The 16,205-nt window shown below is 61.2% G+C and carries 11 protein-coding genes and 2 pseudogenes; 11 read left to right on the forward strand and 2 right to left on the reverse strand.

What is annotated here, in order from left to right:
- A pseudogene (locus tag ACYASU_RS14445) lies at nt 1-147 on the forward strand (IS256 family transposase); the annotation flags it as partial.
- Nucleotides 148-371: 224 nt separating this feature from the next.
- On the opposite strand, the gene ACYASU_RS14450 reads toward ACYASU_RS14445, so the two are convergent.
- Both ACYASU_RS14450 and ACYASU_RS14455 read right to left on the reverse strand, forming a co-directional pair.
- Nucleotides 372-611: a hypothetical protein gene (locus ACYASU_RS14450; protein ID WP_463583181.1), complete on the reverse strand. Its 240-nt coding sequence runs from the start codon at nt 609-611 to the stop codon at nt 372-374.
- Nucleotides 612-660: 49 nt separating this feature from the next.
- Entirely contained in the window at nt 661-924 is a 264-nt protein-coding gene (locus tag ACYASU_RS14455) for a hypothetical protein (RefSeq protein WP_346631071.1), read from the reverse strand.
- 240 nt (nt 925-1,164) lie between these two features.
- On the opposite strand from ACYASU_RS14455, the pseudogene ACYASU_RS14460 reads away from it, so the two are divergent.
- The 10 genes and pseudogenes from ACYASU_RS14460 (at nt 1,165) to ACYASU_RS14505 (ending at nt 16,175) form a co-directional block, all read left to right on the forward strand.
- A pseudogene (locus tag ACYASU_RS14460) lies at nt 1,165-2,185 on the forward strand (serine hydrolase domain-containing protein).
- Nucleotides 2,186-2,364: 179 nt separating this feature from the next.
- Complete coding sequence (locus ACYASU_RS14465) at nt 2,365-3,063, forward strand: haloacid dehalogenase type II (RefSeq protein WP_463583182.1); 699 nt, start codon at nt 2,365-2,367, stop codon at nt 3,061-3,063.
- 46 nt (nt 3,064-3,109) lie between these two features.
- Nucleotides 3,110-4,288 carry an MFS transporter gene (locus ACYASU_RS14470; protein WP_463583183.1) on the forward strand — a complete coding sequence of 393 codons (1,179 nt, stop codon included), beginning with the start codon at nt 3,110-3,112 and terminating at the stop codon, nt 4,286-4,288.
- A 370-nt stretch (nt 4,289-4,658) separates the two neighbouring features.
- The gene (locus ACYASU_RS14475) at nt 4,659-5,456 is read left to right on the forward strand and encodes a hypothetical protein (protein WP_463583184.1); all 798 of its coding nucleotides are present in this window, start codon (nt 4,659-4,661) and stop codon (nt 5,454-5,456) included.
- Nucleotides 5,457-6,331: 875 nt separating this feature from the next.
- Nucleotides 6,332-7,549 (forward strand): non-hydrolyzing UDP-N-acetylglucosamine 2-epimerase, encoded by a 1,218-nt coding sequence (gene wecB / locus ACYASU_RS14480; RefSeq protein WP_463583213.1) that lies wholly within the window; start codon nt 6,332-6,334, stop codon nt 7,547-7,549.
- A gap of 46 nt (nt 7,550-7,595) precedes the next feature.
- The gene (locus tag ACYASU_RS14485; protein ID WP_463583185.1) at nt 7,596-9,809 is read left to right on the forward strand and encodes a hypothetical protein; all 2,214 of its coding nucleotides are present in this window, start codon (nt 7,596-7,598) and stop codon (nt 9,807-9,809) included.
- Between the two features lie 12 nt (nt 9,810-9,821).
- Nucleotides 9,822-11,930, forward strand: a complete 2,109-nt coding sequence (locus tag ACYASU_RS14490; protein ID WP_463583186.1) for a glycosyl transferase family protein — start codon at nt 9,822-9,824, stop codon at nt 11,928-11,930.
- A complete protein-coding gene (locus ACYASU_RS14495) occupies nt 11,927-14,515 on the forward strand; it encodes an NfrA family protein (RefSeq protein ID WP_463583187.1) in 2,589 nt (862 codons plus the stop codon). The genes ACYASU_RS14490 and ACYASU_RS14495 overlap by 4 nt, the downstream gene beginning before the upstream one ends.
- 8 nt (nt 14,516-14,523) lie before the next feature.
- Nucleotides 14,524-15,189, forward strand: a complete 666-nt coding sequence (locus ACYASU_RS14500) for an alginate O-acetyltransferase AlgF (RefSeq protein ID WP_463583188.1) — start codon at nt 14,524-14,526, stop codon at nt 15,187-15,189.
- Entirely contained in the window at nt 15,186-16,175 is a 990-nt protein-coding gene (locus tag ACYASU_RS14505; protein WP_463583189.1) for an alginate O-acetyltransferase AlgX-related protein, read from the forward strand. Before ACYASU_RS14500 ends, ACYASU_RS14505 begins: the two co-directional genes overlap by 4 nt.
- Nucleotides 16,176-16,205 lie beyond the last annotated feature (30 nt).

The raw sequence follows: 16,205 nt of genomic DNA on the forward strand, positions 1-16,205 counted from the left end.
CCGACCGACGATGCGGCAACCAAACTGATCTGGCTCGGGCTGCGCAATATCACTGCCAACTGGGGCTCTGCAGCTCATGACTGGAAGAGTGCGATGAATCAATTTGCGATTTTGTACGGAGATCGATTTATCAGGCCGACCTGGTAAAAAACAACGGCCTGCCTAACGGCAGGCCGCTACCAGCCCGCACACAAAAAATCTGACAGTCCCATGGCCGCATGGGTTGCGATCCAACACCCCCGCCGTGCGAGTCCGTGATTCCCCTCGCCCAGATCGATCTCCCCCGGCTGAAGGCGGCCCCACTAAATCAACGTATTCATCCGGTGGGGCCTTCTTGAGACGAGCCGCTCCCATAGCCGCTGAGCGCGCAGTTACTTCTCCTTGATGTGGGACAACGCCTTGTTCGCCTGGTCGGCGCATTTCTTGAAGTCGCCCGATTCATGGGCTGCTTTGGCCTGTTGATGCTCATGGTGACCTGACGAGGTGAAGTCAGCCTCCGTCGCTGCCTTCAGCCTTTCGAGTGCCGCTTCGCACTCGTGGTGATCATCCTTGGCAAACGCAGGTCCTGCGACGATAAGTGCTGCAAGCAGAGATAAAGAAAGAAAACGCATTGACCACTCCTTTCAAATAACAGCCTTTAATAAGCGGAAATTGGCGTAATCAAAGATGCTTCTTGGCTTCTTTATCCAGATGCTTATCCGCTTTATGACGCTCCTCGTCGTCATGTTTAACGCCTTTATCCACCTCGCTGGCGTCACGCTTGACGCCTTTGTCGGCTTCTTTGGCATCATGATCGATGCCGTTATCCAGCTCACGGTTGTCATGACGAATGCCTTTTGCCACGTCGTCTTCGGCGAGGGCCAAAGGAACAACGGACGCAGTCATCAGCGCAGTGATGAGCGCAGACGAAACGAGCTTGTGCATGGTAATACTCCTGAGCGAACGTCGAGGTCCTCATGACCCCATCGCTTTTCAGCGTAGACAACGTTCAGCAAGATACAAAAAGTTTGGCTATGCCACCGACGGCGCGGGTGCTGCGGATGGAACTGACTCAAGAAGACCCAGGCAATGACTTCACATTCGCATCTTCAAGCATTCATCGATCGCCTCGCGCCTGCCAGGGTCCCTGGCCTTGCGTTAGCCGTCGGGGACAGTCGGGGTGTGATGTGGGAAGGGGCTGCCGGGTATGTCGATCTTGAGCAGAACATGCCGGTAGATCCCGACTGCACCTTTGGCGTGGGCAGCATAACCAAGGTGTTTGTCACGTTGCAACTGGTGGAGGAGGGGCGTATCGGTCTCGATCACACCTTGGCTCAGTACCTCCCAGTGCCGATGCTGAAAGGCATTGCGAATGCCGCAACCGTAACCCTTCGCCAGTTGCTGTCCCACTACAGCGGCATCGCGAGTTGGGAAGATGACGCCCGATGGATTCGTGACGGGAGAGGCGAGCACATGACGCCCGGCAAACGTTGGGCCCATTCTGAGCCACTGGATTACATCCGTGGCGTGGGCGCCGTATTCGAAGCGGGTGAAGGTTTCCATTACTCCAACACCAAACACATTACTGGGCTTGCTCATTGAAGCAGTGACTTCTCAGCCCCTTGAACATGTGCTGAAACAGCGCATTATCAGCCCGCTCAAGATGACCTCGACCGGTCTTGAAGACGCTGAAGGACTCACAGCCTCGGGCATTTCCAGACGCTACCATTGGGCGAGCGAATGTTTTCTTAAAGCGGCCGGCGTCGCGCCTTCCTGCCGTTACGTCGGCCCAGGCTTGCTGGACGTTTCATCCAGTCAGTTGTCGGTCGAGTGGGCTGCAGGCGGCATCGTGTCTTCGGCATCGGACATCGCGACGTTCATGGCGGCCTTGAAGTCCGGGCGGTTGCTGGGCCCGATGATGCAACGGCAGTTTTTTGCCTGGCTCCCCGCTCAGCCCGGCAGGCAGATGGGGCTGGGTATTTTCCGTGCTTCTACGCCATACGGGCCTGTGATCGGTCATGGCGGGAATGTGCTTGGGTTTAGCGCAACCACGTGGTGGTTCGAAGAAACCGACTGCGTGCTGGCCCTCCTCACAAACGTGGGTTCGATGCACTCAGGCCCCGATGCCTGGTCCGCTTCCAGAATATTTGAATCGACAACGCTGGGAATGCAAGCGCAGGAAGTCTGCAGGGTCGGGCGGGCGTGATCCGGTTAATGTCGTTGCAACAATTTGGGTCAGGTCATGAGCAGGGACATCATCGCTCGACGGAGCAGACGCGCATTCCCGCGGAACTCTTCAAGCATGCTGGCTACTGAGTTTAAGCGCGTACCCGTACATTCCTGATCAGCACGCGACCTCACTGCGCAGCCTCGGAGAACACGTCCATGCTTGAGCTTGATTCCCGCATCAAAGTCATCACTTTTGACTGCTATGGCACCCTTGTTCAATGGCATGACGCCGTACGGCGCGCGGCTGCCTCCATCCTTGAGCGGCATCTGACGGTTACGGCCTCGAAGGAACGCATCGCAAGTTTCGCGGCTCGCCTGCGTGAGGTAGCGATGGAGCATCAGCAACAATCGCCTTTCCTTGAGTACGAAACGGTACTCGGTGCGAGCCTGAACCAGGCGTTGCGTGAAACCGGTCATGACGCCACGGCGGCAGATCTGGAAACATTGCTCGCGACGCTAAGGAGGATCGAGCCCCACCCTGACGTACCCGAAGCCCTTGCCCGGCTGCGCCAGCATTACCGGATCGCCGTCATCAGCAACACCTCGGATGAGCTTATCGCCGACACCATCATGGCAATCGGTACGCCAATTGATTTCGTTATCACGGCCCGGCAGGCGAGGGCGTACAAGCCTGATCACGCGCTTTTCCGCCACGCTTACGTCACGATGGGTGTTACAAAAGAGGAGACGATCCATGTCGCCATGGGTCAGTTCAGTGACTTGAAGGTCTGCCGGGAATTGGGGATCCGGTGCGTCTGGATTGATCGAGAGGGCGAACCCCTCAATCCCGCCTGGAAACCTGACGCCGTATTGAAGGACCTTTCCGGACTGCCGCAGTTGCTGATGCCGTCCTGACACGCCGGCTCGACTGTCGGACACCACGCTTATAAGGGGGGCTCACGTGCTGGTTACCGGAATCCTCTGGATAGCGTTTTTCATCATCAACTTCAACGTAGTGATGATGATTCCGCTGCTGCCTTTCATTCAGCGTGATCTGCACCTTTCTCCCAGCGAGTCCGGGTGGATTTTGGCTGCTTTTCCAGTGGTGGCGCTGATCAGTAACCTGGCGCTTGGCCCGCTGATTGATCGCCTCGGCAGGAAGCTGTTCATCATCGTGGGCGGCGCGGCTTGCTGCCTAACGCTCCTCCTCACCGCCGCATCCCACAGCGCCTCGATGATCGTGCTCAGCCGTGCGGCGACGGGGATGTTCATGCCGATGATCGGCGCATCCATTTTCGCCGCGCTAGCGGACTATGTCCCCGAGCCTAAACGCGCCAGGGCGGCCGGGTATGTCACCACCGCAGCGCCGATTGCCTTTCTGTGCTCACTCTCCATGGGCGTCGTGGTTGGGGGGCTGCTGTCGTGGCAAGTCACGGTCATTGGCCTGGCGGTTGTCTGCGCCGCCCTTGCCGGTCTGGCGCTCATCTTCCCGGCACCGCCTTCAGCCTCGTTGTCCTCCTCCACAATTAGCCGGGCCATGTACAAGGAGCGGTTGACGTCGCTGTCGGCAAGCCCCGGCACCCGCCCGTTGATGGCGGCGTACTTTTGCTGGTCGATTGGCGTTTACGTCTTTCTGGGGCTTTACCCGAGCTGGCTCGTGCAACACGGACTTTCATCATTCAGCGTCGATACCGTCGGCTCGGTCATCTTCATTGGCGAGGTCGGCGGACTCTTCGGCGCGATGCTTTCCGCCAGGCTTGCCAGCCGATTCAACAATCCGTTGCGTTTGTGCGCCGTTGCCTCGATGGCGATCGCGGCGGTGATTCAGGTGATCCCATGGAGCGAAGGCTCGCCGTTTGCACAGGGCGCGGCCTACATGGCCTTCGCGTTCGGACGAGACCTGATGCTGGCGCTGATACTGGGCGATGCCATGCGGCTGGTTGAAGCGTCTCGGAGAGGAAGTCTTAATTCATCGCTCAATGCGGTGTATCAAACGGGGGGCACGCTGGGTGGTTTGTTGAGCGCCTGGCTGTATGGCTTGAGCGCCGGGTATTTTGCGAATGTGATGTTCGCTTCATTGGCGTTTGTGGCTTCTGGGGTTTTGTTGCGTGGAATCTCTGGGGCGAGGTTTCGTTCTTGAGGTTGTCGTTTTCTCCTTTTAGTGGCGGAAGCATCAACGGCGGTGCGTCAGGAATCGGCTGGCCGAGGCAGCACGTGTGCCCGGTCACTCAGTCGGTCATCGTCGGCGGCGTCTAAGTGGCTGATGTTGGTAACGGCACGATCACACGTTTGTGGAAGTTGCTGGATGCACCGCAATGGTGAACATCCTTCTCCGCCATTTATTTCCCCGGAACCGATCTGCCCTCCAGCGCCACACAAGGGCTACCCACTCACCACGCGAACCTCACAGCGATCGCCCCGTTACAACATCCAGCACGCCTGCACCTGTGCAAGCGGTCATGAGTGGGCTTGGGGCACTGCCAACCGACCTTTCAGTTTGGAGAAAAAACGTGAAATTACCCGGACTCGGCGCCTCGCCGCCCAAGACACCTGATATCACCCCCCATGCCTCCAGGCCCGACGGCAAACCAACCCCTGACGCTGCAAAGCCGTCGAACACCCCCACTGATTCCGGCAATGGCGGCAGCCGAGCCACCGGCAACTTCAGCAACGTGGCTCAAGGCACCGGGGCTCTGGCCAGCGGCGGCTCGGCGATTTATCGGGCTGATCAGAGCACACAGAATTCGCAGTACGGCACTCAGTCCACCACGGGCGCGGTCAACTATGGCAGCCCTGCCGGGAATGGCGGGCCGGCCGTTATGCAAAACAAGTCGCTGGCTAAGCAAAGTCAGGGGCTGAGCGACAGCGGTGAGGCGTCGAAGCCGTCTTCTCCCTTGATGGAGCTGCTTGATAAGTTAATCGGGGCGCTGCTGCAGCCGTTCGGCGGCGGGGCGAATGCGCATTCCGCCGGCGATTCTGCCCGGAGTCAGACCAGGGATGCCCATGTGGACGAGAAAGGTGCTGACAAGAACGGCCTGGCTTCCGCCGCTGGCGAAGTGGGCAAGGCAATGTGGATGGTCCCCGGTTTGAGTGGCGTGGCGACAGGCATCGGTGAGTCTGATGGCAGTGTTGGCGGGATACTCAAAGGCGGTGTCGAAGGCGGTTTGCATATCGCCGAAGGTGGGGCCAAAGGCCTGATCGGCGGGGGCGGCAATCCGGTAGCCATGGCGGCTGGCGCCTATGCCGGCGCCTTGTCAGAAACCAAAGCTGCACCAGAAGAGGTGCGCACCGTAGCGGGCACGCTCTAAACGATTCTTGCCGCATGCTTCTTTCTGGGGGGCATGCCTGGCAGGAGCGGCAGTCAGGTTGGCGCGCGTCGGCTGTGGATGTTTCCTTCCCCTTTGCGCCCGACGTGGGCTTCCAGGGTGGCCTGTTGGCGAGCGACAAGGTCGTGCGAGATCGAGGCGAGGCACGGTTTAATGCACACCGACCCTGACCCTGACCATTCGAAGCGAATTTTTCCCCCCCGAAGGCATCACGCTGAACAGGTAAGTACAGCGAAGATGCCTTGCGCTGCATGAAAGCCACCGCGCGGCGACCTCATATATTTCCTTTCCGATACATAACGGGCTTGCAACTCGAGATGTATTGTCAGACACTCTCGCTATCGGTTTCGACAATATACAGGCGCCATTAGGGTGACTATTGAAAGTGCATTGGATTAACTGTCTCTATGCAAACCCTGGTATAGCTTTCGTCGCGACAACGGTATATAAGAAAAGATCCAATTTTGCAGACGAGCGGCGCGTGTTAATGCTCGTTTTCCCGGAAACACTGGCGCAAACTCCTGTTTAGTTGCTTCGTAAGTTACCCTTCTCAACTAAAACAAAACCCCTAAGTGACTGTCCATTACTTCGAAAGTTTCACACTGGCGAATTAAACATTCATTTTGCATATCTGCCTTTGCAGTCATCGATATTAATGTTAATAATCCGGCCTGCTCCGGGAAGCAAGGCAGTGCGCCATCTCACACGAAGTGAAATATCAAGCCTCCATTCTGATTAAGTCCCCGGCCCCATAAACTCAATATCTCTGTTTGCTCAAGAGGCGATCACGCCTGGAGCATCGAGAAGGCGCGGACAAGCCGTGTGAGGAGGGCATCATCGCTCGTAGTCATTCCGGGATTAAAATCCTGTCGATTTTCGGTACACGTCCGGAAGCCATCAAGATGGCTCCGTTGGTGAAAGCGCTGGCTGCAGAGCCGGGTATTCACTCGCAGATCTGCATCACCGGCCAACACCAGAGCATGCTCAAGCAGGTGCTGGAGCTGTTCGATCTGAAAGCCGATTTCACGCTGGATGTGATGACGCCGCATCAGACCCTCAACTCGCTGACCGCCGCGCTGTACGGAGCGATTGATCCGGTGCTGGAAATCACGCGGCCCGACCGTGTGCTGGTGCATGGCGACACCACGTCCGCCATGGTGGCGTCGATGTGTGCCTTCCATCGCCGCATCCCTGTGGGTCATGTCGAAGCCGGCCTTCGCACCGGTGACATCTACAGCCCGTGGCCTGAAGAAATGAACCGCCGCTGCATCGATTTGAGTGCCGACCTGCTGTTCGCCCCGACCGATGAGTCGCGCCGCAATCTGCTGGGCGAGCGCTTGCAAGGGCGTTCGTTCGTGACCGGCAACACGGTCATCGATGCCCTGCAGTTGACCGCTCGACGGATTGAGGAAAACGCTGAACTGCGTACCCGGCTGGATCAGCAATTCTCGTTCCTGCGGGGCGACCGCAGAGTCTTGCTGGTGACCGGCCATCGTCGGGAAAACTTCGGTGACGGCTTCCTGGACATCTGCAAAGCCTTGCGTCAACTGGCCAAGCGCAGCGATATCCAGATCGTTTACCCGGTCCACTTGAATCCCAACGTCCTGGGCCCGGTCACCGAGCACCTGGGCGACCTGGCCAATGTGCACCTGATCGAACCGCTGGATTACCTGGCGTTCGTGCGCCTGATGCAGCGCGCCCACGTGATCCTTACCGATTCCGGCGGCGTGCAGGAAGAAGCGCCGAGCCTGGGCAAACCGGTACTGGTCATGCGCGAGGTGACCGAGCGGCCCGAAGCCGTTGCCGCCGGCACCGTGCGGCTGGTCGGGACGTCACCGGACTCGATCATCAGCGGCGTCAACGCGCTGTTTGACGATGACCTGCTGTGGCGACGCGCGTCCCAGGCGGCCAACCCCTATGGCGACGGCAAGGCCAGTTCGCGCATCGTCGATGCCTTGATGGGCCGCCCGGTCAACGACTTCGTGGTCGGCCAGCTGCACGTGCCCAAATACCTTGAGCATGGGCAACGCGCCCCGGCACCGGACAGCGACCGTCCGGCTTCCACGTACCAATAACGACCGATCGAACGACCGCCCCTCTATCAGCTTGAGATCTGCCTTAATGAAGTCTTCCGTTGCCACCCAAACGGGCGCGCTTAGCGCCCTTGTCTGTGGCGTGAGCCTGCTCGCGCTCGTGCCCAACTTTGCCCTGGCGGCGGACAGCCCGCTCACCGAGGCGATCAACCGACTCAATGCCGATACCCAGCAACACCGGGAGATTCGCCTGAGCGATCTGGGCATCGATGCACCCATCGTGCTCGGTTCCACGGATTCGCGCCGCGAACTGTACCTGCCGGTTCCAGCCGGTGTGCCATTGACCGACGCGTCGCTGACCTTCGACGCCAGTTACCTCAACGGGGAGGGCGGTCGCAACACCTTGCTGTTGTCCCTGGACGGTTATCCGGTACGGGCCGAAGGGCTCAGCGAAGCGCAAGGCAACGCCAGCTCCACGCTGGGCGTCGACAAAGCCGCTCGCAACAGCGGTTCGGTGCGCCTGGGCGTGGCCTGGTCGTCGATCGTGTCTCGCGTGTTGTGTGAAGACGAACGCGCGATTGGCAACGTGTTGCGCATCGAACCCGACACCCGCCTCAATTACAGCTACGACGCCAACCTGTTGCAGGACGTCGGCGCTGCCTGGGCCGCCTTGCCGGGCAAGCCGGGCATCATGGTCGCTCCGGGCAGCCTGGCAGCCGGCTCTTACGACGCCGCCTGGCGCCTGGGCGTGGCCCTTGAACGGATCGGCAAACATGCGCGCATCCTGTCGTTCCCTGCCGTACAGGACAGCGTTGACCTGAGCGCCCTGCGCATTCCGGCCGAACTGCAGAGCATTCCGGCCTTCGCCGCCCTCAACGGCAAGGGCTCGCATACCTTGGCCAACTCGGCGGAAATCGGCGCATTGCTGATGCTCGGCCAGACCCCTGATGTGCAGGCCGACCTGGCCATCAACGACCCGCAATTGCTCAAGGCAATCAACGAATCCCTGGACGCCCTGCAAAGTCAGATTCAAGGTCTGGATGCCTCAGCGGGCGGTGCGTTTACTCAATGGCGCGAACGGCACGTGAACGCCGGTATGGCCGCCAAGGGTACGGACAATGTGCGTCTGGCGTTGCTCGGCACCCGTCCGGTACTGATGATCGCCCCTGACGCGGCCGGCAAGGCCATGGCCCTGTTCAGCAGCGCCTGGAACAAACTGGCCCGCAGTCGCACGCTGACCGTCAGCGAAGCGCAGATGCCGCTGAGTGCCGACGGCCGTGTGGCCCTGAGCAATCTGGGCGGCAACCCCGGCACCATCGACGTGCTCGCCAAGTCCGACTGGAGCGCTTCGTTCCCGCTGGGCAGCGTGGCCTACGACGGTCGTCTGCCCGTCAAGGCCGTGATCGATGTGTCCGCCGCCCCTGGCGCTTCGGACACCGCTCCGGTGGCGTCACTGTTCCTCAACGACTACCTGATCGGCGCGCAACAGTTGCTTGCCAACGGCGAGAAGCAACGCATCGAAGCCCGCATCCCGAGCTACGCCCTGGGTTCCAGGAACGTCCTGCGGGTCTCGTTCCAGCGTCAGCCCGTCAGTGATCGCTGCCTGGAAACGCCGCAAGCGTTCCCGGTTTCCGTATTGCCGACCAGCCACATCGTGCTGGACAAGATTTCTCTGGATGACGGTTTCTCCGGCATGGCCGCCCGTTACGCAACGAACACGCAAATCCTCGTGCCTCAGACTTACCTGGATCACCCGGCCAGCAGCTTGCCGCAGGTGATCTCGGTGGCTGACGGGGCGGGCGTTTCGCCGCTGCGCGCTGAACTGAAAGTCAGCAGCGATCCTAAAGCCACGGTCACGCCGGACAAAGACTTCCTGGCCTTCGAGCTGCCGCTCAAGGACAGCAAGGAATCGGTTCAGGTCGATGACCAGGGTCGCCTGCGTATCAACCACAAGGACCAGCCGCTGCTGGACCTGTCGCCGCTCAACCACCTGGCGTCACTGCAGGCGGTGGATGCCGGTGGTCAGCACGGTCTGGTCTATCGCGTTCTTGGCAGCGAAGCCCCTGTGTTCGCCAAGCCGGTGCTGTTGACCCGCGGCGACGTGTCAATCCTGGGCGACAACGGTGTCGTGAACACCTTCGATACCCAGGATCCAAACGGCAGCCAGTTCATCGACAGAGAAGAGCCCAAGGGCCTGGACGCCTGGCGCACGCCTTCGCTGTTGTGGCTGATCCCCGGCGGCATCCTGTTGGTGCTCATCCTGATGTTGGCTGGCCGTAGCGCCCGTCGCAATCGCCAGTAACGGAACCCTTCGATGACGTCGCTTTATTGGCCGTACTGGCTGGCCCATTACTACAGCTTCCTGGAGGTCGCGACCATTGTGGTCGCGGTGCTGATCCTGATCTCCAGCCTGGACGATCTGTTCATTGACCTGTGGTACTGGTCTCGCCGCCTGTTTCGCAAGTTCACTGCGGACCGCAAATACCGGCCACTGACCGCCCGGCAATTGCTGGACCGGGACGAACAGCCACTGGCGATCATGGTTCCGGCCTGGCTGGAATACGACGTCATCGCGCCGATGATCGAGAACATGGTGTCGACCCTCGACTACCAGAACTACGTGGTCTTCGTCGGCACCTACATCAACGACCAGCGCACCATCGATGAGGTGGAGCGCATGCGTCGGCGTTACAAGCAATTGCATCGCGTGGAAGTCCCCCATGCCGGGCCGACCTGCAAGGCTGACTGCCTGAACTGGGTGATTCAGGCGATTTTCCTGCATGAACAGACCCACGGCATGATCTTCGCCGGCGTCGTGCTGCACGACAGCGAAGACGTGCTGCACCCGCTGGAATTGCGCCTGTTCAACTACCTGTTGCCGCGCAAGGACATGATCCAGCTGCCGGTCGTTTCCCTGGAACGCAACTGGTATGAATGGGTAGCTGGCACCTACATGGACGAGTTTGCCGAATGGCATGGCAAGGACTTGGTGGTCCGCGAAAGCATGACCGATACCGTGCCCTCGGCCGGCGTCGGTACCTGCTTCTCGCACCGGGCCCTGAAAGTGCTGGCCGGGGAAACCCAGAACCAGCCGTTCAACACCGACAGCCTCACCGAGGACTACGACGTTGGGGCGCGCCTGGCCAAGGTCGGCATGAACGCCATTTTCGTACGCTTCCCGGTGGAGTTCCGGGTGCTGCGCAAGTCGTGGTTCCGCAAACCCTACGAATCCACCCTGAAGATGCCACTGTGTGTACGTGAATTCTTCCCGGACACCTTCCGCACGGCGTTTCGCCAGAAAGCGCGCTGGACCCTCGGGATCGGCCTGCAAGGCTGGGAACAGATGGGCTGGAACGGATCGCTGGCCAACCGATACCTGCTGTTTCGCGACCGCAAAGGCGTGGTGACAGCGTTTGTCAGCATCCTGGCCTACGTGATCCTGGTGCAACTGGTGGCGCTGATCATCCTGCGCCAGAGCGGGTTGTGGAACGTGAGTTTCCCGACGCCGTTCGAATCCAACGGCTGGATCAAGTACCTGTTGATTGCCAACGGTCTGGCCTTGGGCTGGCGCATTCTGCACCGCTGCTACTTCACGACGGTGCTGTATGGCTGGCAGCACGGTTTGCTGTCGATCCCGCGCATGGTGGTGGGCAACTTCGTCAACTTCATGGCCGCCTCTCGGGCGTGGCGTATGTTTCTGGTGGGCAAGGCGCTCAACCGCAAGCTGGTCTGGGACAAGACCATGCACGACTTCCCGTCCACCGATTTGGTGGCCGCCGCACCGCGCAAGCTGGGCAGCGTGTTGCTGTCCTGGCAGGCGATCAACGACACCAACCTGCAGACGGCACTCGACGAACAACAAACCCGCCACATGCCACTGGGCCGCATTTTGCTCAGCCACGGCTGGCTGGATGACGAAACCCTGGCTGAAGCCATCGCCTTCCAGAACGATCTGCCGCGGGTGTTCGATGTCGCCCACAAAGCCGACGCCTCGCTGCTGGCCGACGAGTTTGCGCTGCGCTGGCGTGTTGTGCCGCTGGGGACCAACGAGGCAGGCCGTGCGCAGATCGCCGTCGCCAGCCCGCTGTCCGCCGAAGGCCTGCAACAGATCAGCGATGAGCTGGGCAGCGAGCCGGTACAACTGATCGCCCGAGAAAGCGAGATCATCGCGCAATTGCGCAACGTCTACGCGCTCGATGGCCAGCCGGTGCCGAATGCCCGCGCCCCGATGCTGGGTGACCTGTTGATCGAAATGGGGCTGCTGGACCGCGACGTGTTCAACCGCACCATGCTCAATTACCGCCCGCAGCACCATGGCCGCATTGGCGACTATCTCGTCGACAGCGGCGTGCTGCCTCGGACCACCATCGAACAGGCCGTGGCCCGTCAGCACAGTCATTACCCAACGGAGCTCCCGGCATGAACCGCCCCTTCCTGACGCTCATGGCCACGGGGCTGACCCTTTTGCCTGCGCTGGTCCATGGCGAAGTTCTGCCCCTGCCGTTGACCGGTCCCGCTTACCAGGCTGCCAGTGAGGCCTACAGCGCCTACGACCGCAAGGACTACGACCTTGCCATCGCCAAGGCCCGCGAAGCCTTGCGTCAGCGGGCCGATGTCACCCGTCTGAACCGGCTGATCGTGCAGGCACAACGTGACAAGGAACAGCGCGACAACCCCAAGCGCTATCCGCAGTCGCAGTCGCAGTCGCCGTCGCGCCCGGCCCCCGGTTTCAGCGCGGCGGCCCAAGCGTTCAAGGCTTATGATCGCGATAACTTCGGCGTCGCCGCGCAGTCCGCTCGCAAAGCGATCGCCCAGGCACCCAAGCGCATGGATTACCGCCTGCTGCTGATCGAATCCCTGCAACGCCAACAGCATCTGGAAGAAGCCGATCAGGCCACCACCGAAGCCCTGCGGGTTTTCCCGGATGACGACACCCTGCTGATGCGCCGCGAAGCCATTCGCCGCCAACTGGCCGCGCCACTGGCCATCGCCGGTTATCGCGCGCTGGAACAAGGCAACCTGCCGCTGGCCGTGGATCAGGCCCGCAAGGCCGTGGCCTGGGCACCGGAAATCGGCGCTCACCAGCAGTTGCTGATCAGCGCGCTGATCGCGACCCAGGATTACCGCGCTGCTGAGCTGGCCGCCACCGGCGCGCTGGCCCAGGACGATGGCGAAACCGCGCCATGGATTCTGCGCAGCTACGCCCTGGATCGTCAGGGCAAGACTCAGGCGGCACAGGCCGACTTGAACCGGGCCTTGTCCATCGAAGGCTTGCTGGATTCTGAAGTGCGCGAGATTCGCTTTTTCGCCGCCGACCTGGCGCTGGCCAACAACGAGCCGCAGCAGGCTCTGGACCAGTTGCAGAAACTGCCCGCCGACACGAGCGGTGAAGTTGCCCGCCGTCGCGCCGCCGCCCAGGTCGCGTTGCGCCAGAAGAACAATGGCCTGAAAACCGCGACGCGTTTTCCGGCGCCGGCCCTTAACTGCCAGGAAAGCGCATTCGGTTTGATCTGCGATATCTGGCCGGGCAACCAGCGCGATGGCGGCACGGACACGGCGGTGCAGGCTTACGCTGCGCTGGCCCGCAAGGACGCCGCTTCGGCTGCGGCCCTGGCCAGCGAAGCCATTCGCCGGGCGCCCGAGAATCCGGCGTATCGCAGCCTCCTGGTCAGCGCCCTGACCGAGCAGAAGCGCCTGCCCGAAGCGATAGCGGCGGCCAGCGATGGCCTGCAAGCCAATGGCGACGACGCCCGCCTGCTGGCCCAGCGCGGTCGGTTGCGCCAGCAGACCGGTGACGATGCCGGTGCCCGCAAGGATTTCACCCAGGCCCTGGCCCTGGGCAGCCTGCCCACGTATGAAGAAGCCAGCCTTTATGCCGAGCTGGGCCAACGTCGCACGGCGCGGGAACGTTTGCAGGTAGCCCGCGACGCTGGCGAGCTGGACGGCATGAGCGACCTGCAAGTGGCTTACCTGTCGGTGCAGGCCGGCGACGATGACAGCGCCCATGAGTCATTCCGCAAAGCGGACGCCGCCACGCCTCTAGCGCCGACGGCGACTCAGGACGCGGCCTACAACGCGATGAGGGTGAATGACGACGAACAGGCTGTGGGCTATTTCAAGCGGGTTATCGACGCCAAAAATGCCGGCGAACTGGACATGACCGACCAGCAGCTGTTCGACACCCGCCGCGCCGTGGCCGATGTGTCGCGCACCTGGGGCTTGACCAGCACCACCAGTTATCGCGGCAACAGTTCCAGCAGTGGCCTGAGCTCTGCGCCCAGCACCGGCACCAGTAATGGCAACAGCGGGAGCGGCAGTAGCAGCAACGACAGCCTGCAAAACAGCACCGAACTGTCGTGGCGTCCGCTGGGTTACCGCAACGCCCGTTTCGTCGAACTCTATGGCCGGGTCACCGACACGCTGTGGAGCAAGAACAGCGACTCGGACACCGGCCTGGATGCGCTGCAAGGCGCCTTGGGCGTGCGGGTCAAGCCATTCACCACACTGAACGTCATGGCGGCCGTGGAACGGACCTTTCCCCTAGGGTCCTCCGACATCGACGGCGACTGGCTGTTGCGCTTGGGTTATGGCTCCAGCATCGGCACCGATTTGCGGGTTGATGTCCCCAGCTGGTGGACGTCGCAGTTGTTCGCCGAGACCGGTCATTACGTCAACGACTCGCGCAACTACATCAACAGCGAATGGCAAGGCGGTCGCAGCTACGCCATTGGCGGTGTCGGCTCGCGCTGGGTGACATTCCCCCACGTGGTGGCCGCGTACGACTACGACTCGAAGATGGACAGCGACACCCGCTTCGACGGCAGCACCGAATATTCTTCCGGCCATGCCGCTGGCGTCGGCGTGGGCAACAACGTGCGCTACTGGTTCCGCGAAGACGCGTACAACGCGCCGCGCTCCTATGTGGATTTTTCGTTGCAATACCGAGTGAAAGTGTCTGGCGATGACCGCGCCAAAGGTGTTTTCGCTCGCCTGACTTACTCCTATTGAGGACGGATATGCACCCTCGTATGTATTGGCTGATGGGGCTCGGACTGAGCCTGGGCATGGCGTCGACAGTGGCTCAGGCTGCGTCGGAAATCGCTCAACTCTATGCGCCGAAACTGCCGGAAGGCTCGGCCTGGGTGCGGGTGGTCAATCCCGCCGACGGCGCCGTGCAAGTGAGCGTGGACAACAAGCCCGGCGTTGCCCTGTCTGCGCAGTCGGTGGTGGCCGGTCCTTTCCAGGTGGTGGATTCGCGGCAACCGCTGCGCATTACGGTCAACCAGCGTGAGCTCAAGGGCCTGAACGTGCCGAAAAACGCCTTTGTCACGGTGATTCTGAACAGCGATCCGGTGGCCGCCCCCCGGGTGGTGATCGACCCGCAGCCGCGGGGCAAAGACTTGCGCGCCGAACTCAACGTCTACAACCTCAGCGCCGGCTGTGAAAAAGCCGAGATCAAGCTGGCAAACGGTTCCAGCGTGTTCAGCCAGCTGCCGCTCAATGGCCAGGCGCAGCGCACCATCAATCCGGTGCAGGCGACGCTGATTGCCAGCTGCGATCAAAGCGCCAGCCTGCCGCTCAAGCTTGAGCCCTTCAAGGCCGGTGACCGTTACAGCCTGTTCCTGGTCGGCTCACGCCAGACCCCCCGCCTGATCGGCCTCGTTGACCAGACTGCCCCATGACCTTTCTAGTAAAGCCTCGCCACATCCTGCGCCGCCCTTCGGTATCCGGCCTGATTGCCGGCGCGCTGCTGAGCCTGTCCGGCGCCGCTGCCCAGGCCGACTCGGCAGTGATCACCGGGCAGGGCGGCTGGTTATTTCCTGCGTGGGAAAGCCTGAACACCGTCGACAACCCCGGCATTGCGCGCGACATCGCCCTGATCAAGGACGTCCAGCAGCAACTTGAACGGGAGAAAATCGCCCTCGTGGTGCTGGTGGTGCCGATGAAAGCGCCGTTCTACGCCCAACGGCTGCCTGCCGACCATCCGTTGAGCCCGGCCGTGGTGCAGCGCTATGACCGTTTGCAAGGCGAACTGGCCAAGGCTGGCCTGACGACCCTGAACATCAAGCCGATACTGCAAGCCACCGAGCAAGGCAAGCAGACGGCGTTTTACCGGGCCGACTACCACTGGACCGCCTGGAGCGCTGAAAACACAGCCGATGCCACTGCGAAACTGATCACCGCACGCTATCGCCTGCAGGGTGAGCCCGGCGGCGGTGCAGTGCTGGGGGAATGGTTCGACAAGCGCGCCTTCGGCGATCTGGCCAGCAACTTTCTGCCGTCCATCAAGCGCAAGGCCATCGGCCGAGACATTTACACCGTGCGCCATCAGGTCGAGAAAGACCTGCTGATCGACGACGCCCCGGCCCCTGTTCAGGTCATCGGCAACAGCTTCGTGCAGCCTTACCTTGGCTATACGCAGAAACTGTCCAACGCCTTGGACCGCCCGGTCACACTGACCTGGAACCCCGGCGACGTCGGACCTTGGGCGACACTGCTGCAATACCTGGAATCACCGGACTTTGCTCAGCACAAGCCGCAGGTGATCGTCTGGCAATTCAACGAGGGTCAGTTCCACCTTGGCCCCGATGCAGCAACCCAATGGAACGCCAAGGGCGTGACGTCGCTGAATCAGTGGCACCAGCGCATCAAAAAGGCGCTTCCTTGAAAGTTCTCGGCAGGACCCCCCGGCGTGCCA

Source organism: Pseudomonas sp. HP_12, assembly GCF_055283955.1.

Coding starts and splice junctions, on each gene's coding strand:
- ACYASU_RS14500 (WP_463583188.1), top strand. CDS start 14,524: ATGCACCCTCGTATGTATTGGCTGATGGGGCTCGGACTGAGCCTGGGC.
- ACYASU_RS14490 (WP_463583186.1), top strand. CDS start 9,822: ATGACGTCGCTTTATTGGCCGTACTGGCTGGCCCATTACTACAGCTTC.
- ACYASU_RS14455 (WP_346631071.1), bottom strand. CDS start 924: ATGCACAAGCTCGTTTCGTCTGCGCTCATCACTGCGCTGATGACTGCG.
- ACYASU_RS14485 (WP_463583185.1), top strand. CDS start 7,596: ATGAAGTCTTCCGTTGCCACCCAAACGGGCGCGCTTAGCGCCCTTGTC.
- ACYASU_RS14465 (WP_463583182.1), top strand. CDS start 2,365: ATGCTTGAGCTTGATTCCCGCATCAAAGTCATCACTTTTGACTGCTAT.
- ACYASU_RS14495 (WP_463583187.1), top strand. CDS start 11,927: ATGAACCGCCCCTTCCTGACGCTCATGGCCACGGGGCTGACCCTTTTG.
- ACYASU_RS14450 (WP_463583181.1), bottom strand. CDS start 611: ATGCGTTTTCTTTCTTTATCTCTGCTTGCAGCACTTATCGTCGCAGGA.
- ACYASU_RS14505 (WP_463583189.1), top strand. CDS start 15,186: ATGACCTTTCTAGTAAAGCCTCGCCACATCCTGCGCCGCCCTTCGGTA.